This window comes from Candidatus Methylopumilus rimovensis (assembly GCF_006364615.1).
GTDB classification, from domain to species: domain Bacteria; phylum Pseudomonadota; class Gammaproteobacteria; order Burkholderiales; family Methylophilaceae; genus Methylopumilus; species Methylopumilus rimovensis.
In genome coordinates this window covers 364025-382705 of record NZ_CP040986.1, presented here as the reverse complement: position 1 = coordinate 382705, position 18681 = coordinate 364025, and the positions used below count along the sequence as shown (strand labels likewise).

Annotated in this window: 19 protein-coding genes; 10 read left to right on the top strand and 9 right to left on the bottom strand. The window is 36.6% G+C overall.

The annotated features are described in order from the left end of the window. Positions 1-83 precede the first annotated feature (83 nt). The 6 genes from hrcA to waaF are packed head-to-tail and all read left to right on the top strand — an operon-like array spanning position 84 to position 6235. On the top strand, positions 84-1103 hold the full coding sequence (hrcA, locus tag FIT61_RS02025) for a heat-inducible transcriptional repressor HrcA (RefSeq protein WP_420886430.1): 1020 nt from the start codon (positions 84-86) through the stop codon (positions 1101-1103). Beyond that, complete coding sequence (gene hemH / locus FIT61_RS02020) at positions 1104-2213, top strand: ferrochelatase (protein ID WP_139882914.1); 1110 nt, start codon at positions 1104-1106, stop codon at positions 2211-2213. It abuts the gene before it with no gap. A gap of 23 nt (positions 2214-2236) precedes the next feature. Next, on the top strand, positions 2237-3220 hold the full coding sequence (rfaD, locus tag FIT61_RS02015; RefSeq protein ID WP_139882912.1) for an ADP-glyceromanno-heptose 6-epimerase: 984 nt from the start codon (positions 2237-2239) through the stop codon (positions 3218-3220). After that, positions 3217-3786, top strand: a complete 570-nt coding sequence (locus tag FIT61_RS02010) for a D-sedoheptulose 7-phosphate isomerase (RefSeq protein WP_139882910.1) — start codon at positions 3217-3219, stop codon at positions 3784-3786. The genes rfaD and FIT61_RS02010 overlap by 4 nt, the downstream gene beginning before the upstream one ends. Before the next feature lie 3 nt (positions 3787-3789). Beyond that, on the top strand, positions 3790-5238 hold the full coding sequence (rfaE2, locus tag FIT61_RS02005; protein WP_139882908.1) for a D-glycero-beta-D-manno-heptose 1-phosphate adenylyltransferase: 1449 nt from the start codon (positions 3790-3792) through the stop codon (positions 5236-5238). 58 nt (positions 5239-5296) lie between these two features. Continuing rightward, positions 5297-6235, top strand: a complete 939-nt coding sequence (gene waaF / locus FIT61_RS02000) for a lipopolysaccharide heptosyltransferase II (protein ID WP_244925208.1) — start codon at positions 5297-5299, stop codon at positions 6233-6235. Here waaF and FIT61_RS01995 read toward each other — a convergent pair. The 3 genes from FIT61_RS01995 to edd are packed head-to-tail and all read right to left on the bottom strand — an operon-like array spanning position 6232 to position 9358. Continuing rightward, positions 6232-6891 carry an HAD family hydrolase gene (locus FIT61_RS01995; protein WP_139873178.1) on the bottom strand — a complete coding sequence of 220 codons (660 nt, stop codon included), beginning with the start codon at positions 6889-6891 and terminating at the stop codon, positions 6232-6234. The genes waaF and FIT61_RS01995 overlap by 4 nt on opposite strands. Positions 6892-6900: 9 nt before the next feature. Next, positions 6901-7527, bottom strand: coding sequence for a bifunctional 4-hydroxy-2-oxoglutarate aldolase/2-dehydro-3-deoxy-phosphogluconate aldolase (eda, locus tag FIT61_RS01990; RefSeq protein WP_139882905.1), 627 nt, complete (start codon positions 7525-7527; stop codon positions 6901-6903). A 16-nt stretch (positions 7528-7543) separates the two neighbouring features. Further along, positions 7544-9358: a phosphogluconate dehydratase gene (gene edd / locus FIT61_RS01985; RefSeq protein WP_139882903.1), complete on the bottom strand. Its 1815-nt coding sequence runs from the start codon at positions 9356-9358 to the stop codon at positions 7544-7546. 144 nt (positions 9359-9502) lie between these two features. On the opposite strand from edd, the gene waaC reads away from it, so the two are divergent. The 4 genes from waaC to dnaJ all read left to right on the top strand — a co-directional run bounded on the left by waaC (position 9503) and on the right by dnaJ (position 14260). Continuing rightward, entirely contained in the window at positions 9503-10462 is a 960-nt protein-coding gene (waaC, locus tag FIT61_RS01980) for a lipopolysaccharide heptosyltransferase I (RefSeq protein ID WP_139882901.1), read from the top strand. An 81-nt stretch (positions 10463-10543) separates the two neighbouring features. After that, a complete protein-coding gene (gene grpE, locus FIT61_RS01975) occupies positions 10544-11074 on the top strand; it encodes a nucleotide exchange factor GrpE (RefSeq protein ID WP_139882899.1) in 531 nt (176 codons plus the stop codon). Positions 11075-11144: 70 nt separating this feature from the next. Then, positions 11145-13076: a molecular chaperone DnaK gene (gene dnaK / locus FIT61_RS01970; RefSeq protein WP_139882898.1), complete on the top strand. Its 1932-nt coding sequence runs from the start codon at positions 11145-11147 to the stop codon at positions 13074-13076. A gap of 62 nt (positions 13077-13138) precedes the next feature. Continuing rightward, positions 13139-14260, top strand: a complete 1122-nt coding sequence (gene dnaJ / locus FIT61_RS01965) for a molecular chaperone DnaJ (protein WP_139873172.1) — start codon at positions 13139-13141, stop codon at positions 14258-14260. Here dnaJ and gloA read toward each other — a convergent pair whose 3' ends face one another. The 6 genes from gloA to FIT61_RS01935 are packed head-to-tail and all read right to left on the bottom strand — an operon-like array spanning position 14261 to position 18613. Further along, the gene (gene gloA, locus FIT61_RS01960; RefSeq protein WP_139873171.1) at positions 14261-14650 is read right to left on the bottom strand and encodes a lactoylglutathione lyase; all 390 of its coding nucleotides are present in this window, start codon (positions 14648-14650) and stop codon (positions 14261-14263) included. It lies immediately after the preceding gene. 2 nt (positions 14651-14652) lie between these two features. Next, a complete protein-coding gene (locus FIT61_RS01955) occupies positions 14653-14910 on the bottom strand; it encodes a YfhL family 4Fe-4S dicluster ferredoxin (RefSeq protein WP_139882896.1) in 258 nt (85 codons plus the stop codon). A gap of 2 nt (positions 14911-14912) precedes the next feature. Further along, positions 14913-15404 (bottom strand): pantetheine-phosphate adenylyltransferase, encoded by a 492-nt coding sequence (gene coaD / locus FIT61_RS01950; protein ID WP_139873169.1) that lies wholly within the window; start codon positions 15402-15404, stop codon positions 14913-14915. Next, positions 15391-15951 carry a 16S rRNA (guanine(966)-N(2))-methyltransferase RsmD gene (rsmD, locus tag FIT61_RS01945; protein WP_139882894.1) on the bottom strand — a complete coding sequence of 187 codons (561 nt, stop codon included), beginning with the start codon at positions 15949-15951 and terminating at the stop codon, positions 15391-15393. Before rsmD ends, coaD begins: the two co-directional genes overlap by 14 nt. A gap of 3 nt (positions 15952-15954) precedes the next feature. Then, positions 15955-17259, bottom strand: coding sequence for a M16 family metallopeptidase (locus FIT61_RS01940; RefSeq protein WP_187351818.1), 1305 nt, complete (start codon positions 17257-17259; stop codon positions 15955-15957). After that, on the bottom strand, positions 17249-18613 hold the full coding sequence (locus tag FIT61_RS01935; RefSeq protein ID WP_139882892.1) for a M16 family metallopeptidase: 1365 nt from the start codon (positions 18611-18613) through the stop codon (positions 17249-17251). Before FIT61_RS01935 ends, FIT61_RS01940 begins: the two co-directional genes overlap by 11 nt. Positions 18614-18681: the final 68 nt, after the last annotated feature.

Genomic DNA, 18681 nt, shown 5'->3' with positions numbered 1-18681 from the left:
TAGAATGGCTTATTAACCAAGAAAATTAAGCTTTACGGAGTATTTTAAAGCATATCGATTTATATGAATAACCCTATTTGATGATGCTAGATAAGCGCGCCCAAATTCTTTTAAAAACCCTCATTGAACAACACATTCATGATGGTCAGCCTGTAGCTTCTAGAACCCTTTCTAAATCATCAGGCCTTGATTTAAGTCCGGCTTCTATACGCAATACTATGAAAGATCTTGAGGACCTCGGTTTTATTACAAGCCCTCACACTTCTGCAGGAAGAATTCCTACGCAATTAGGTTATAGGCTTTTTGTGGACTCTCTTCTGACCGTTAAGCCTTTAGACGATAAAATGGTCACCTCATTAAAAGATCAAATGAATATTGGTGATAACAAAAAAATTATTAATAATGCTGCAGATATCTTGTCGACACTGACACATTTTGCTGGTGTAGTTCTGATTCCTAAAGCAAAAAAAACAACATTCAAACACTTAGAATTTATTGGCTTGTCTGAGAAAAAAATTCTTGTAATTATCGTAACAAATGACGGTAATGTTCAAAACAGAATTGTGATGACTGAAAAGCATTACACTCATGATGATTTAATTGAGGCTGCAAATTATTTTAATCATAATTTTAGCGGTAATACTTTTGCAAAAGTTAAAGATACGCTTGTGGAAGAGTTATCTAAAATGCATGCTGATATGATTAAACTTATGACAGCAGCTATTGAAGTAGGTAATGATGTTATTTCACCTGAAAGTGAATCGATTGTGATTACAGGGCAAAATAATCTTATTCAATCTGAAGAACTCGCGAAAAATATATCAAGTTTAAGAAAAATTTTTGAAGTCTTTGAAAAGCGAACAGCTCTCATGAAACTTCTCGATAAAAGTCAACTTGCCGAAGGCATTCAAATATTTATTGGAAATGAATCAGGCTATTCATCTTTAGATGAATGCAGCCTCATCACCTCCCCATATGAAACAGATGGTGAAATCGTAGGCACCTTAGGTGTGATTGGGCCTACAAGAATGGCTTACGAAAGAGTCATTCCTATTGTCGATATCACAGCAAAACTTCTTTCTAACGCACTGAGTCAACATTAAATGAATTACTTCACAAAAGAACCTCAATATCAACATGGTGATGTGCCAAAAATTGGCATCATACTTGCAAACCTTGGCACTCCAGATTCTCTCAGCACTCATGCCGTAAGAAAATACTTACAGCAATTTCTTATGGATCGAAGAGTTGTCGAAGTGCCTCGATTTATTTGGTGCTGGATACTTCATTTTATTATCTTGGTCTTTAGGCCAGGAAGCTCAGCTAAAAAATATGCGAAAGTTTGGACAAAAAAAGGCTCCCCACTTTTAGTTAATGCTACAAATCAAACAAAAGCATTAAGCACAAAAATTAAAAAAGCAGTTTCTCAGCCCGTTGAAGTGGAATTAGGCATGTCTTATGGGAATCCTTCAATGAAAAATGCAGTACTCAAACTAAAAGAAAAAAATTGTACTAAAATTCTTTTGCTTCCCCTTTATCCTCAATATGCAGCTTCATCAAGCGCATCAGCAATGGACGCCTTATGGCGCGTGCTTCTTAAAACAAGAAATGTTCCTGCAGTGAGAACGGTGAGAAATTATCATGACCACCCTCTTTACATTAATGCGCTTAAATCATCTGTTTTACAGTTCTGGAAAAGAAATGGAAGGCCATCAAAATTAGTTATGAGCTTTCATGGCATACCAAAAAAATCATTAATGCAAGGTGACCCTTATCATTGCGAATGCTATAAAACTGCACGCTTACTTGCTGAGGCTTTGAAATTAAAAGAAAGTGAATACATGGTCTCGTTCCAATCGAGGTTTGGCAGAGCTGAATGGCTAAAACCTTATTACGCTGAAGTGATGGCTGATTTGGGCAAAAAGAAAGAAAAAAATGTACATGTCATTTGTCCTGGATTCTCAAGTGACTGTCTAGAGACTTTAGAAGAAATTAATATTGAAGGTAGGCATATTTTCTTAAGTCATGGTGGCAAAAGTTTTAGCTATATTCCAGCCCTCAATGACGATCCAGAATGGATTACTGCAATGCAAGGTATAATTCTAGAAAATTTACAAGGCTGGATTGATAAGGGCTGGACGGCAAAAAAAGAGGCTCAAAATTCAGCGATCACTAAAAAAAGAGCGCTACTCGTAGAAAAGAAGCAGTCTTAATTATTTAAAGATAACATCCCATTATGATAATACTGACTGGTGGTGCTGGCATGATCGGAAGCGTCATTGCTTGGCATCTTAATACCATCCTTGATCGAAAAGACATCATCATCGTGGATGACATCCAACACCCAGATCAATGGAATAATTTAAGCAAAAGAACATATATCGATTATCTTGCTAAAGATGATCTTTTTCCTTGGCTTGAAAAAAAACAAGATATTGAAGCTATTATTCATATGGGCGCAATCAGCGCTACAACTGAAACTGATTTCAACAAACTCTTAAATCATAATATTCGTTACAGCCAAAATTTATGGCGCTATGCAAGCGAGCATAAAATTCCTTTTCTTTATGCAAGCTCTGCAGCTACTTATGGTGGAGGTGAGTTTGGTTATGATGATAAAGAATCTGAGCTAAGCAAACTAAGGCCACTTAACGCTTACGGCTATTCAAAGCAATTTTTTGACCAATGGGTTGTTCAACAAGTGCTAGCGAAAGAAAAAACACCGCCACATTGGTGTGGTTTCAAATTCTTTAATGTGTATGGTCCAAACGAATATCATAAAAACAGAATGGCAAGTGTTGTATTTCATTCATTTAACCAACTTAAAAAAGAAGGCGAAATAAGACTCTTTAAAAGTGATCGTCCAGACTATCAAGATGGTATGCAATTACGAGATTTTGTTTATGTCAAAGATGCAGCCGCAGCTGTCTTACATTTTTTAAGCCACAAAGACCATTCAGGTATTTATAATATAGGCACAGGAAAAGCATCGAGCTTTAAAGCGTTAGCTGAGTCGCTCGTTAAAAGTCTAGAGGGCGATTTTGATGTAATTAAATATATTGATATGCCAAATGACCTTAAGGGAAAATATCAATATTTTACTGAAGCTAACATTAAGAAACTAAAAGATGCGGGATATACAAAACCCTTCTTAACGATTGAAGAAGGCGTTAAAGATTACGCAACGAATTACTTAACAAAAAGTGATACATACGCATGAGTGAAAATATTAAAAAAATAGAATCCATCTTTAAAAGTCATCTTGATACGATTCATAAACTATCCTCAGTTATTAATAATGTGAATGAAGTTGCAGATATTATTAAAAAGACACTTCACGCTGGTGGTAAAGTATTAATTTTTGGCAATGGCGGAAGTGCCTCTGATAGTCAACATATTGCAGCTGAAATTGTTGGTCGCTTTGTTAAAGAAAGAAAAGGTTTGCCCGCAATTGCACTAACTACAGATACATCAATTCTCACAGCAGTTGGAAATGATTATGGCTTTGAACATATTTTTTCAAGACAAGTTGAAGCATTGTGCTTAAAAAATGATGTGGTGATTGGTATCTCTACATCAGGTAATAGTAAAAATGTGGTGAAAGGTTTAGAAAAAGCAAACGCATTAGGTGCCATTACCATTGGATTAACAGGCGGTGATGGTGGTCTTATTAAAAAAATATCAAATCATAGTATCGTCGTAGATTCCAATGAAACAGCAAGAATTCAAGAGGCGCACATCCTAATCGGACATACGCTTTGCGAACTTATTGATGAAAATAACTAACATATGACTGATATCGACATTATCAAAAATAAATTCAATGCTCGCAATAAATGGGCATTAGTTATTGGCGACTTAATGCTAGATCGTTATTTAATTGGTAACGTATCAAGAATTTCTCCTGAAGCACCTGTTCCCGTCGTAAGACTTAAAGAGTCTTTTGATCGTATTGGGGGATCTGGAAATGTTGCTGCAAATTTATCGCTCTTGGGAATTAAAACGGTACTAGCTGGCCAGATTGGTGATGATATAGACGGAAAAAAATTACTCGAGATTCTTAAAAAAAATCATATTGGTGTAGATGGCATCATTAAAGACAAAAACCCGACTACAACAAAAACACGGATTATTGGTGAACATCAACAAATGATGAGAATCGACCAAGAAGCAACCTCTGATCTTATCGACTCTAAAGCACTTATTAAAAAAATTACAACACTTCTTAATAAAAAACCAGCCATAGTGATACTTTCGGATTATGCAAAAGGTGTTTTAAGTGAACGTTTATGTCAGCATGTCATCAAAATTGCTCGATCAAAAAAAATACCTGTACTAGTCGACCCCAAGGGTATTCATTATGAAAAATATAAAAATGCAACGGCTATTACACCCAATAAAAAAGAAGCGATTGAAGCTTGCCATATTCATGTCACCAAAAATACTAATTTTTTAATGCCACTTTTAAAATTAAAGAAATCTCTCAATTTACAATTTATAGCAATGACAAAAGGTGAGGATGGCATTGATTTAATACAAGGTAATACGATTAAGAATCTACCCGCTGTCAATCAACAACAAGTATTTGATGTTTCAGGGGCTGGCGATACAGTTATCGCCACTCTTGCGGCATGTATGATCGCAAAAATGCCTATCGAAACCTCACTGAACATTGCTAATATTGCTGCAGGTATAGTGATTGGCAAATTAGGTACGATTCCGATTACACTTGCAGACCTAATTAAAACCATAAGCTCGCAACACTCAGATCAAGAGAAAAAAATTCACTCGCTTGAAAGCCTGATGGAGCAAGTAGCCATCTGGAAAAAAGAGAAAAAGAAAATTGTATTTACAAATGGTTGTTTCGATATTCTTCACGCTGGTCATGTGACTTACCTTGAAAAAGCAAAAAAATTAGGTGATGTCTTAATTCTCGCTCTTAATAGCGATTCATCTGTAACGAAACTTAAGGGCAAATTGAGACCTGTAATACATCAACAAGATCGAGCAAGAGTTTTAGCGGCACTTTCTTCTGTAGATGGTATTGTAATTTTTAGCGAGGCAACGCCACTGCATTTAATAAAAAAAATTCAACCTGATGTCTTAGTCAAGGGCAGTGATTATAAAAAGAATCAAGTCGTAGGACATCAAGAATTAAAAAAATGGAATGGTAAAGTAGAGTTAGTTTCGATTGTTCCAGGAAGAAGTACTAGCGCTATTATCAAAAAAATATCTTAAGATTTTGAGCCCTCAAAAAATTCTGGTTTTAGGTCCATCATGGTTAGGCGACATGGTTATGGCACAAAAACTTTTTAAAGCCATTAAAAATCATTACCCTAAAAGTGAGCTTCATGTAGCTTCGCCCATATGGACTATCCCCTTAGTCTCTCGAATGCCTGAGGTTGACAAACCCATACCTTTGCCATTTTCTCATGGCGAACTAAATTTAGTTAAGCGCTACCAATTAGGTAAAAGTCTAAGAATCGAGGGTTATACACAAGCCATTATATTAACTAACTCGTTTAAATCTGCACTCATTCCACTTTTCGCCAATATTCCCAAGCGCACTGGATTTTTGGGAGAAATGCGCTTTGGACTCATTAATGATCGTATTAAAAAAGATAAAAGCCTTTATCGAACTGTTGATCAATTTTTAGCACTCGCGCCAAAGAATAAAAATGTTAAAACGAGCTTATTAACCTGCCTCATTTCAAAACCTCATGAAGCAAGGAAATTTTTAAAAGGTAAATTAAAAATATCAGATAAAATTTTAGGGATTGCTCCAGGTGCTGAATATGGGGAAGCTAAAAGATGGCCTGTTGAGCATTTTGCAAAAGTCGCAATAAAAGCGATAGATAAAGGCTGGAAAGTTATTTTGCTAGGATCTGCTAATGATCATGATCTTGGTAGATCGCTAGACCAACTTACAAAAAATAAGGTAATTAATCTCATTGGTAAAACAAAACTTGAAGAAGTTATTGATGTTATGAGTATATGCAACTCATTTTTAAGTAATGACTCTGGTTTAATGCATGTAGCTGCGAGCATGGGGATTAAACAAGTCGCTATTTTCGGTTCCTCTGACCCAAAAAAAACACCGCCCTTGAGTCGTCATGCTGAAATAATGTATTTAAGTCTTTCATGCAGCCCATGCTTTGAAAGATCTTGCCCGCTTCAACATACGAACTGTCTTAAAAATATTAAACCTGAAGAGGTTATCAGAAAAGTAATTTAATGATTGAGATCATCTAACTTCTGATAGATCTCGATCTTATTTTCCGCACAAAAACTTTTCCATTCAAAAAAATTAGTCCAATCACTTAAGAAAATAAAATCCAAATTATTTTTTTTAGCGACTTGATAGTCATATTTAGAATCGCCAATAAATAATGCTGGTTTTTGTCCAGTAGATTTTTTCAATTCGCGGGTCACAATATCTTCTTTTGAATCAGGACTTCCGAAAATGCCTACATCAAAATATTTTAATAAATTTTTTCTGGTAAATAATCGGATAATCTCTTCTTGATCTCCGCCAGAGACAATCATCCAATTGGAATCTTTAGTTTTTTCTCTTAAGGCTTCAAGGCCTTCAGCGATCTCACAATTTTCTAAAAGCCTTTCAACCTCGTAATTAAGTTGATTTAAAAGATGATTCATCGAAATATCATCTACTGTCTTATTAAGGATTTTTTCTAAAAAATAACTGAATTTAATATTTCGAGATATGCCGGTATATTCGATATGGTGATTCACTAACTTCATTGCATCTTCCTCGGATGCGCCGAACTCAAGAGCCGTTAATCGGTAGGCTTCTATCTTAAGAAAATTTGAATTAAGTACGACGCCATCACAATCAAATAAGATTGTCTTGTATTGAGAAATGGGAAGCATGAGATTGAATTAAGGGCGTTTAATCGCGCTTGCTTCTTTTGCTAATTTTGTAATTTCAATCCAGTTTTTGTTTCCAACGAGATCTTTTGGAGTAAGCCAAGTGCCCCCACAAACTGGCACATTGGGTAAACTTAAAAAGTCAGGTGCTGATTGAACAGTCACCCCACCTGTTGGACAGAATTTGACATCTGAAAAAGGGCCTGCAAATCCTTTAAGAAGATTAATTCCGCCTACTGCAACCGCAGGAAAGAGTTTCAGGAAATAATAGCCATCATTATTCGCCATCATCACCTCACTTCCAGTTGATACACCTGGCAATAAAGATAATCCAATATCCAAACAATGTTTACCAATTTCTGATGTATATCCTGGACTCACTGCGAATTGACATCCAATTGATTTTGCAGCCGAAGCATCTACTTTGGTTCTTACAGTGCCTGCACCTACAATTGCTTCAGGTAAATGCTTAATAATACGATCCATAGCATCAAGAGCACATGAAGTTCTTAATGTGACTTCTAAAACTTTAATACCACCTTCAAGCAAAGCTTCTGCCATAGGCACAGCATCTTCCACTTTATCAATCACAATGACTGGAATTACTGGACCGTAATTTGCTAAATCTAATGTCTTCATATTGTCCTTATACAATTTATAGCCAGGTGATTGCGCCTTCTTCGGCAGAAATCACATTTTTTCTCATGCCAGCAAATAATTCACGTCCGATATCATGCGCATTATTATTTCTATGCTGGTCAGAAAGATTTTCATTCTCTCTCTCATACCAGGTATCTTCATCAACTAGTGCATTTAAAGTCCCAACCATCGCGTTTAATCGAATCATATCGCCGTTACGAATTTTACCAATAGGTCCGTTAGCTGAAGCTTCCGGGCTTACGTGAATTGCAGCTGGAATTTTTCCGGATGCGCCGCTCATTCTTCCATCAGTGACCAAAGCTACTTTAAACCCTTTGTTTTGAAGCACCGCTAAAGGAGGTGTGAGCTTATGAAGCTCAGGCATTCCATTGGCTTTAGGTCCTTGGAATCTTACAACCGCAACGAAATCTTTTTCAAGCTCGCCTCGATCAAAAGCACTAAGCAGCTCTTCTTGTGTGTCAAAAATAATTGCGGGTGCCTCAATAATATATCGATCTTGAGGTACTGCAGAAATCTTAATCACTGAGCGACCAAGATTGCCTTTTAAAAGTTTTAAGCCACCAGACTGATTAAAAGGATTGTCTGCTGTTCTCAAAATTGTTTCATCGCCACTCTCTTTAGGTAAATCTTTCCAAGTAAGTTTGCCGTCTTCTTTCATAGGTTTTTTTGTATATTGATTTAAGCCGCCTTCGCTTACAGTCATCACTTCCGGATACATGCATCCAGTTTCAATTAATTCTCGAATCACATACGCAGGACCGCCTGCGGATTGGAATTCATTCACATCTGCTTTGCCATTTGGATAAATACTTGCTAAAAGAGGTGTTGAACTCGCAAGATCGTGGAAGTCAGTCCAGTCAATAATAATACCAGCGGCTCTCGCAACTGCCACCCAATGAATAAGATGATTAGTAGATCCGCCTGTGGCTAATAACGCCGCCATTGCATTTACTATGACTCGCTCATCTACTAATTTACCAATGGGTTTATTTTGTTTGTTTTTGATAATGCTTAAAAGAGATCGAACTGACTCACGCGTGATTTCTTCTCTAATATCTTGGCGAGGATGAATAAATGCAGCGCCTGGAATATGAAGACCCATTGCCTCCATGAGCATTTGATTACTGTTAGCAGTGCCATAAAATGTACACGTACCTTCGCCATGATATGCAGCAGACTCGGAAGCGAGTAACTCTTCACGCCCTACTAATCCTTGCGCATATTTTTCACGCATTTTAGATTTTGAAGTATTGTCGATACCAGTAGACATTGGCCCTGCCGGTACAAAAATTGTAGGTAAATGTCCAAAATGTAAGGCTCCAATTAATAAACCAGGGACAATCTTGTCACAAATACCTAGCATTAATACGCCATCAAACATGTCATGCGATAACGCAACTGCTGCAGACATCGCGATGGTATCTCGAGAAAATAAACTTAACTCCATGCCCGGCTCGCCTTGCGTAATTCCATCACACATGGCTGGCACACCGCCAGCTACTTGGGCAGTAGCATCAAGCTTATTAGCTTCATCACGAATAAGTGAAGGGTAATTTTCGTAAGGTTTATGTGCTGACAGCATATCGTTGTAAGCCGTCACAATCGCAATATTAGGTTTCTTCTCACTAATAATTCTTAATTTATCATTTTTAGGAAGAGCGGCAATCGCATGAGCAACGTTAGCACAGCCTAAGCGATCTGCTCCTCGCTGCCTTTGAAGCATCGCATCAATACGCGATAAATAAGCAACACGTGTTGGTCTACTTTTTTCTTTGATTCTTTCAGTGATTTCTATGATGGACTGTTTCATTTAATATATTCATTATGTTGAAGAAATAAAAATTTGTATCTAATTCCATTATCCTAGAAACACTTAAGAAGCGTCAAATAATTAAACATTAATTTATGTTTTAAGTTATTTATAGGTATTGATTTATATGCGAAAATTCACTACATGGTCCGCATACTCATCATTAAAACATCCTCTCTCGGGGATATTATTCACTGTTTGCCCGTTGTTAATGATATTAAATATTTTGTCCCTGAAAGCTCAATTGATTGGCTAGTTGAAGAGTCTTTTGCTGACATCCCAAGGCTCCATCCTGAAATTCATTCAGTTATCACTATCTCTCTTAGAACTTGGAAAAAAAACCTTAGAAAAAAAACAACATGGACAGGCCTTTATAAGGCAATTAAAGCAATTCGCCAGGAACACTATGACATAGTGATTGATTTCCAGGGGTTACTTAAAAGTGCATTTTTTACTTTATTTACCCATGGAGATATTCATGGCTTTGATAAAGCCTCTGTTCGAGAGGCAGCTGCTTCTTATTTCTACAAACACACACATACTGTATCAAAACAAATTCATGCTGTAGTTCGCAATCGAGAATTAGCAGCCAAATGTTTTCAATACGATCTAATGGATCATCCTGCTCATTTTGGATTAGAAATTCACAATATCACCAACTTTAATCTATCGGAGCGCTATGTCGTTCTCATTCATGGATCGAGCAAAAAAACCAAACAGTGGCCTATAGGTCATTGGCAAAAAATTGTTCAATTTTTTAATGTTTTAGGTCTTAGAGTTTTATTGCCATGGGGTAACCTTGAAGAATACGAGGTCTCCAAAATACTTCGAAAAACATCTACCAATTGCCTAGTACTTCCTAAAATGAAGATTAGCGATCTTGCTAATATTATTTCGAGCGCAAAATGTGTTGTGGGTGTTGATTCGGGGCTGACTCATCTTGCAAATGCTCTTGGAATTCCAACTATAGGTCTATATATGGACAGCAACCCATACCTTACTGGCGTTTACCCTAATATCAAAGTACCGTCTGTTAATTTAGGCGAAATTGGTGTCATTCCCACTGTCGAATCAACGATTTCCCAAATCGAAGCAATTATTTAACTTTAATACCTTGAAATTTAAAGTTTCACCCCCAAATTTGCTCTAAGTTGTAATTTTTCAAAAGTTTTAAAAGGCAAAATTATGAATGCAGAAGATAAAGAAAATTCATCTATTGATGATTCAAACAATAATCCAGATCAGACCATTTCAAGCACCTCGGAAGATCAAATAAAACTTCTCGAAGAGAAATTAGCTGAAGCTCAAGCTCAAGTTCTTTATGTTAAAGCCGAAGGGGAAAATATAAGAAAACGTTCTTTCGAAGATATCGATAAAGCTAGAAAATTTGCACTAGAAAAATTTAGCGGTGAATTACTTTCTGTAAAAGACAGTCTCGACGCAGCTTTAACAGTTGAAAATGCAAATGTAGATAGTTATAAAAATGGCGTAGAACTCACACAAAAACAACTTATTAATGTATTTGAGAAGTTCGGTATACATGAAATTAAAGCATTAGGTGAAAAATTCGACCCTAATCAACACCAAGCAATCAGCATGGTTGAATCAGAAGAAGAGCCAAATAAAATTTTAACTGTTCTTCAAAAAGGTTATCTATTAAATGAAAGAGTTATAAGACCAGCTCTTGTAACCGTATCAAAAAGTAAAAATATATAAGCTCTTGAAAAATTCAAGACTGTCCCAATTATAGACACATCAAATTAAATAGATTTTTTAAGGAAAAAAAATGGCTAAAATTATTGGTATTGACTTAGGAACAACAAACTCCTGTGTGGCTGTTATGGAGGGTGGAAAGCCTAAGGTGATTGAAAACGCAGAAGGCGCTCGAACAACGCCTTCGATTATTGCTTATCAAGATGATGGTGAGATTCTTGTGGGCGCACCCGCTAAAAGACAAGCAGTTACTAATCCAAAAAATACATTATTTGCTGTAAAGCGATTAATTGGACGTCGTTTTGAAGAAAAGGAAGTGCAAAAAGATATTGGCTTAATGCCCTATGAAATTTCTAAGGCTGACAACGGCGACGCCTGGGTAAAAGTTCGCGATCAAAAAATGGCGCCTCCTCAAATTTCAGCAGAAGTTTTAAGAAAGATGAAAAAAACTGCTGAAGATTACCTTGGTGAAGAAGTTACAGAAGCGGTCATTACTGTTCCTGCTTATTTTAATGATAGTCAACGTCAAGCTACCAAAGATGCAGGTCGAATTGCAGGGCTTGAGGTTAAACGTATCATCAATGAACCTACTGCAGCTGCGCTTGCTTTTGGTCTAGACAAACAAGAGGGAGACCGAAAGATTGCTGTATACGATCTAGGTGGCGGAACATTCGACGTATCTATTATAGAAATCTCAACTGTTGATGGTGAGCATCAATTTGAAGTGTTATCTACGAATGGAGATACTTTTTTAGGTGGAGAAGACTTTGATAATCGCCTTATTGACTTCTTGGCTGATGAATTTAAAAAAGAAAATGGTCTTGATTTAAGAAATGACCTACTTGCAAAGCAACGTTTAAAAGAAGCAGCTGAAAAAGCAAAGATTGAGCTGTCAAGTAGCCAGCAAACAGAGGTGAATTTACCTTATATTACAGCAGACGCAAGTGGTCCAAAGCACCTTGTCGTAAAAATTACACGTGCAAAGTTTGAGTCTCTTGTGGATGATTTGATTGAAAGAACAATCGAGCCTTGTAAAGTTGCAATGAAAGATGCTGGTGTTTCTGGAAGCGATATATCTGACATTATTCTTGTTGGTGGTCAAAGCCGTATGCCAAAGGTACAAGAAAAAGTAAAAGATATCTTTGGTAAAGAGCCTAGAAAAGATGTTAATCCCGATGAAGCAGTTGCTGTAGGTGCAGCTATTCAAGGTGGCGTGCTTCAAGGTGATGTTAAAGATGTTTTACTTCTCGATGTGACACCATTAAGTTTAGGCATTGAAACACTCGGAAGTGTTATGACTAAACTTATTAAGAAAAATACAACGATACCTACCAAGGCATCGCAGGTATTCTCAACGGCTGAAGATAATCAAAATGCTGTTACGATTCATGTGCTTCAAGGTGAGCGTGAAGTAGCTTCAGGCAATAAGAGTTTAGGTCAATTTAATTTAACTGATATACCTCCAGCACCAAGAGGGACACCTCAGATTGAAGTAACTTTTGATATTGATGCTAATGGTATCCTGCACGTGTCTGCTAAAGATAAAGCTACTGGTAAAGAAAATAAAATTACAATTAAAGCAAATAGCGGACTCAGTGAAGAAGAAATTAAAAAAATGGAAGAAGATGCTGTTAAATATGCTGACGAAGATCGTAAAATTCGAGAGCTTGTTGATGTTAAAAACTCTGCTGACGGTATGATTCATTCAGTGAAAAAATCTATCACCGATCATGGTGATAAATTAGATGCAGCTGAAAAAGAGAAAATTGAAGCCGCTATAAAATCTTTAGAAGAATCATTAAAATCTGACAATAAAGATGAGATTGAGGCTAAAACAAAAGAGTTAATGGAAGCATCTCAAAAATTAGGCGAGAAAATATATGCTGAACAACAAGCACAACAACCTAATGCTGGTGCCGCACCTCAGCAAGAAGAAAAAACAGTTGACGCTGAAGTAGTGGATGCAGAATTTGAAGAAGTTAAGCAAGACAAAAAAGATAAATAACTTTTAACCATTAAAACAACATCAGCTATTCTGGTGTTGTTTTGTTTTTTTGAAAAAATACCATGGCGACAAAAAAAGATTATTACGAGACTCTTGGTGTATCTCGTGACGCTTCAGATGATGAAATAAAAAAAGCTTATCGTAAACTTGCGATGAAATTTCATCCTGATCGCAATCCTGATAATCCAAAAGCTGAGGAAAGTTTTAAAGAGGCTAAAGAGGCTTATGAAATACTTTCGGACTCACAAAAGAGAGCTAGCTATGATCAATATGGTCATGCAGGAGTAGATCCAAGCATGGGCGGTCATGGGTCTGGCGGATTTTCAGACTTTAATGATGCTTTTGGTGACATTTTTGGTGACATTTTTGGTGGTGGTCGTGGCGGCCAAAAATCAAATGTATATCGAGGAGCCGATCTTCGCTATAACATGGAAATTAGTCTTGAAGATGCGGCAAAAGGCACTGAAACAAAAATTCGCATCCCTGTTATGACATCTTGTGACCCATGCAAGGGAACTGGCGCTAAACCTGGCACACAACCAGTCACTTGTGATACATGCCATGGTCATGGTCAAGTGAGAATGCAGCAAGGATTTTTTTCTGTACAACAAACATGTCCTAAATGTCATGGCACTGGAAAAATTATCAAGGAACCATGCTCAACCTGCCATGGAGCTAGTCGTGTTAAACAAAATAAAACTCTTTCCGTTAAGATCCCTGCAGGCGTAGACGAAGGTGATCGCATTCGCTTATCGGGCGAGGGCGAGTCAGGTGTTAATGGCGGACCTCCAGGAGATCTGTATGTTGTTGTTCATTTAAAGAAACACGATTTATTCGAACGCGATGGTGGTAATTTGCATTGTGAAATGCCTATTAGCTTTACTACTGCTGCACTTGGCGGCGAAATAGAGGTGCCTACATTAGATGGTCATGCAAAAATGAAAATACCTGCGGAAACTCAAACAGGTGCTGTATTTAGATTGAAAGGTAAGGGTATTAAACCTTTAAGACAAAATTCACCTGGCGATTTACATTGTCATGTTTCTATAGAAACGCCTGTAAAACTCACGGACAGACAAAAAGAATTATTAAAAGAGCTTGAAGAGATTAATCAATTAGATCGTGGCAAGCACAGCCCAAAATCAAAAGGCTGGCTTGATAAAATGAAAGACTTATTTGATTGATTAAAAAGTACCGGTTTGGATTAATTCAATCTTATAGCCATCTGGATCTTCAATAAAAGCAATCACTGTCGAACCATGTTGCATGGGGCCTGCTTCACGAATTACTTTTCCACCCTTTGTTTTAATTAATTCACAAGCCTTGTAAGCATCTTCAACTTCTATTGCAACATGTCCAAAAGCATTGCCTTTGTCGTAGGCTGTCACACCCCAATTATATGTAAGCTCAATGACTGCATGATTTTTTTCATCACCAAACCCCACAAAAGCTAATGTAAATTTTCCATCAGGATATTCGTGTCGCCTTAAAAGCTTCATACCTAAAATATTCGTATAGAAATTGAGTGATTTTTCTAGATCAGTGACACGAATCATGGTGTGAAGTACTCGCATAACTAACTCACTTTATCTTTTTGTAGTTGATGATACTTAAGCATCAGCGTTTCTTTGGATTCAACAAATTGAGGATGAATTGGAATACAATCTACAGGGCATACTTCTTGACATTGCGGCGTATCAAAATGTCCTACACATTCTGTGCATAATTCAGGATTGATTTCATAAATCTGAAGGCCTTGATAAATTGCATTGTTTGGACATTCAGGTTCGCATACGTCACAGTTAATACATTCATCCGTAATCATTAGCGCCATGATTAACGTCCAGTTTCTTTCATAGCTTCTTTCACAACTGGGGATACAAATTGTTCTATATTTCCTCCTAAGGTAGCAACTTCCCTTACTAAACTTGAAGATAAAAAAGTAAATTGCTCAGAAGGCGTTAGAAAAAGCGTTTCAACATTTGGATAAAGTTTGCGATTCATACCTGCCAATTGAAATTCATATTCGAAATCTGAAACAGCTCTTAAGCCTCGAATAACAACTTGAGCATTTTGTGACTCAACAAAGTCCATTAAAAGTCCATTAAACCCAATCACTTCAATTTTTTTATGGTCTTTGAAGACGGCCTTCACCAAATCCACCCTCTTCTCAAAGGCAAAAAAGCATTGTTTGCTTGTATTGCCAGCAACAGCCACAATTACTTTATCAAAGATTTTTGTAGCTCGATGAGCAATATTCTCATGTCCTAATGTAATGGGGTCAAAGGTTCCGGGATAAACGGCTATAGATAAATTAGATTGGCTCATTATTTTTTAATGTCACAAGATGGTAAAAAACATTTCCTGCTTTTCTTTTTTTTAAAACATTAAACTCACTGTGTTCTATTAAAACAGATTCTGATTCGAAGTATATTAGCCCATCCTTAGTTAAATGGTTAGCTAGTTGAGGAAATAATTTATCTTCCCAGCCTTCATTAAACGGAGGATCACAGAAAATAATATCGAACTTAGCATTGCTATGCTGGAGAAATAAAAGTGCATCCATAAAATGAAGTTGAGCTTTTTCTGCCTGAAGAAGCTTTTTATTTTCCTGAATCATTTTAAAAACTTGGGGAGATTTTTCAACCATCACTACACTTGAAGCGCCTCTTGAAAGAGATTCAAAACCAATGATGCCCGAACCCGAAAAGAGATCTAAACAAACCTTCCCGGTCAGATCTTGGTCCAACCAATTAAATAAAGTCTCCCTAACTCTGCTTGGAGTGGGTCTTAATCCCGGCGAATCAATAAAAGAGACATTTTTTCTTTTCCATTGTCCGCCAATAATTTTGACTTGATTTTTGCCAGTCTTCAAAAACTACTCTGCACCTACAATAATAGTCGTTAGTTTATTAGGATCAATTTTACTTTTAAATGCCATTTTTATTTGATCAATTGTTACTTTATTAATCTCACTTATATAATTGTCAATATAAGAAATTGGTAGCTTATAGAAAGCAATCATACTTAAGTAATCAACAATTTTTGCATTGCTATCGAGCCTTAGGGGGAATCCGCCAACTAAATTTTGTTTAGCAGCAGTAAGTTCTTTTTCAGTTGGGCCTTCATCAATAAATTTTTTAATAGTTGAATTTATAATACTAAGCGCCTCATCAGCTTGCTCCTTTTTGGTTTGCAAGCCAATCTCAAGAGGGCCTTCAACATAGAGCGGCATGAAATAACTGTACACACTATAAACCAATCCTTTTTTCTCTCTAACCTCTTCAGTGAGCCTTGAAACAAAACCGCCTCCGCCTAGAATGTAATTGCCGACATACAAAGGAAAATAATCCTTTTCGCCACGTTTTAGAACTGGCATACCCATTAATATATGAGCCTGTTTTGCAGGATGCTGTATTTTTTTAACTCCTGCGTAATTTTGATTAATCACGGAAGCTATATTGTGTTTAGTATTTCCCTGAGGCAATCCCTGGCTAATAGACTCACTTATTTTTTTAGCTTCATCAGCGTTTACATCTCCAACGATCACGATTGAAGCTTCGGATGATAAATAATAGTTTTTATAGAATTGTTTTAAATCAGCTTGATTCATCTTTTGTAAACTATTTATATCTCCAGCTTCATCATGCGCGTATGGATGATCGCCGTATAAAGATTTCATGAACGCCAAATTAGCAATCGTTTCTGGCTGCGTCATAGACTGTTTGATGCTTGCAATAATTCTATCTCTTTCCCTATTTAATACTGGAACAGGAAAATCAGGCGCATGTATTACATACTTAAATAGTGAAAGTGCTTTGTCCTTCTGCACAGAGGAACTTAAAGTTCTTAATTTAAAGTAAGCTCTGTCGAGATCGACATCTCCGCCAATTGCTGCACCAATATCTGAAAATTGATTGGCTAATTTTTCTTCATTTATACCACCAGCCCCCAAATTCATAAGATGATGAGTTAGATGCGCAAGACCTTCTTTACCATTAGGATCCTGCGCGCTCCCTGCGAAGAAATTTACATTGATATCAAGTATAGGAAGATCGTGGTTCTCAACGAAAAGAACTTTAGCTCCTTCTTTTGTTTCCCATGTATTAATTTTTAACGCAGCAAAACTATTTTGCTGAAAACAAACAAACAAAAAAATAAGTTGAATAATTTTAATGAACATGCGGACGTCCCTTAGGGGTTAAATCTTGATTCATCGGCTGTGGATCAAGAATAACTATCGATAAATTATCTCGAGTTAAATATTTTTTAGCGACATTTTTTATTTGTTCAGAAGTTACGCTATTAATTTTATCAATATATCCATCGCTTAAATGGAAGGAATAATTCATTGTTTCAAGCTGTCCGACTTCCATTGCCATTCCAAACATAGAATCTTTTTGATATACATCACTTGCAATAACGGTTGCCTTCACTCTATCTAATTCTTCTTGAGTGACGCCATCTTTTTTAATTTTTTCAATTTCTTGAAGTAATGCATTTTCTAGATCATTAATATTTTTAAAATCGTTTGGAGTCCCTTCCAATTCAAAGATGCTTACTCTTCCTCGAGATAGGGAATCATAACCAGCGCTTACATTGATAGCCAAATGTTGATTTCTTACAAGATTTTGGTTAAGTCTTGAAGAGCTATTACCAGCAAAGATATTGGATAGAACTTCTAAAGCATATGGCTCCCAAGAATTTTCATCATTTCCATTTCGACTATTCAGGGTTGGCACAGGATACCCCATCAAAAGATAAGATAACTCGCTTGGCGCCTTAACTATCGACCTTCTTTCCCCATTTTGCTTAGGTTCAATCTGAGGTTTTCTTTCTGGTATTTTTCTTGCAGGGATTTTTTCATAATATTTTTTTGCAAGATGTAGCACATCGTTAGCGTAAATATCCCCAACCACTACTAAAATTGCATTGTTAGGAGCGTACCAATTTTTGTACCACTCTTTTGCATCTTCGACCGTCATATTTTCCAGATCATTCATCCAGCCTACAACAGGCCTGCTATAAGGATGGGCTTTAAAAACAGTAGACCCAAATTGCTCTTTAACTTGAGATGTTGGCTTATCTTCAGTTCTCCATCGTCGTTCTTCCATTACTACCTTAATTTCCTTATCAAATTCCTCTTTAGATAAATTAAGATTCTGCATTCGATCTGCTTCTAATTTAAATGAAAGCTCAAGATTTGATTTTTCAAGCTGCTGGAAGTAACAGGTATAGTCTGCCCCGGTAAATGCATTCTCTTTACCGCCTGCTTTGGCAATAAGTCTAGAAAACTCTCCGGCCTTAATTTTTTTAGTCCCTTTAAACATCATGTGTTCAAGAACATGAGCTACACCAGTTTTTCCATTCACCTCGTCAAGACTACCAGCTCGGTACCAAACTTGAGAAACAACTACGGGAGAACGATGATCTTCTCTTACAATAATTTTTAATCCATTGGAAAGCTTAAATTCTGAAGTTTGTGCTAGCAGTAAACTTGGAAACAACAATAGAAAAAGTAGAATATTTTTTAACAACGCGTCTAATCCTTAAGTGATTTAGCTATTATAATGAATATCAATGTTTCGTAGACTTTTCTTTATCT

Excerpts from the sequence above, each read along its gene's own strand:
- waaF (WP_244925208.1), top strand. The coding sequence starts at position 5,297 with ATGGCACAAAAACTTTTTAAAGCCATTAAAAATCATTACCCTAAAAGT.
- FIT61_RS01955 (WP_139882896.1), bottom strand. The coding sequence starts at position 14,910 with ATGGCGCTAATGATTACGGATGAATGTATTAACTGTGACGTATGCGAA.
- edd (WP_139882903.1), bottom strand. The coding sequence starts at position 9,358 with ATGAAACAGTCCATCATAGAAATCACTGAAAGAATCAAAGAAAAAAGT.
- FIT61_RS02010 (WP_139882910.1), top strand. The coding sequence starts at position 3,217 with ATGAGTGAAAATATTAAAAAAATAGAATCCATCTTTAAAAGTCATCTT.
- grpE (WP_139882899.1), top strand. The coding sequence starts at position 10,544 with ATGAATGCAGAAGATAAAGAAAATTCATCTATTGATGATTCAAACAAT.
- dnaK (WP_139882898.1), top strand. The coding sequence starts at position 11,145 with ATGGCTAAAATTATTGGTATTGACTTAGGAACAACAAACTCCTGTGTG.
- FIT61_RS01940 (WP_187351818.1), bottom strand. The coding sequence starts at position 17,259 with ATGTTCATTAAAATTATTCAACTTATTTTTTTGTTTGTTTGTTTTCAG.
- coaD (WP_139873169.1), bottom strand. The coding sequence starts at position 15,404 with ATGAGCCAATCTAATTTATCTATAGCCGTTTATCCCGGAACCTTTGAC.
- dnaJ (WP_139873172.1), top strand. The coding sequence starts at position 13,139 with ATGGCGACAAAAAAAGATTATTACGAGACTCTTGGTGTATCTCGTGAC.
- FIT61_RS01995 (WP_139873178.1), bottom strand. The coding sequence starts at position 6,891 with ATGCTTCCCATTTCTCAATACAAGACAATCTTATTTGATTGTGATGGC.
- rfaD (WP_139882912.1), top strand. The coding sequence starts at position 2,237 with ATGATAATACTGACTGGTGGTGCTGGCATGATCGGAAGCGTCATTGCT.
- hemH (WP_139882914.1), top strand. The coding sequence starts at position 1,104 with ATGAATTACTTCACAAAAGAACCTCAATATCAACATGGTGATGTGCCA.
- gloA (WP_139873171.1), bottom strand. The coding sequence starts at position 14,650 with ATGCGAGTACTTCACACCATGATTCGTGTCACTGATCTAGAAAAATCA.
- waaC (WP_139882901.1), top strand. The coding sequence starts at position 9,503 with ATGGTCCGCATACTCATCATTAAAACATCCTCTCTCGGGGATATTATT.
- eda (WP_139882905.1), bottom strand. The coding sequence starts at position 7,527 with ATGAAGACATTAGATTTAGCAAATTACGGTCCAGTAATTCCAGTCATT.
- hrcA (WP_420886430.1), top strand. The coding sequence starts at position 84 with ATGCTAGATAAGCGCGCCCAAATTCTTTTAAAAACCCTCATTGAACAA.
- rfaE2 (WP_139882908.1), top strand. The coding sequence starts at position 3,790 with ATGACTGATATCGACATTATCAAAAATAAATTCAATGCTCGCAATAAA.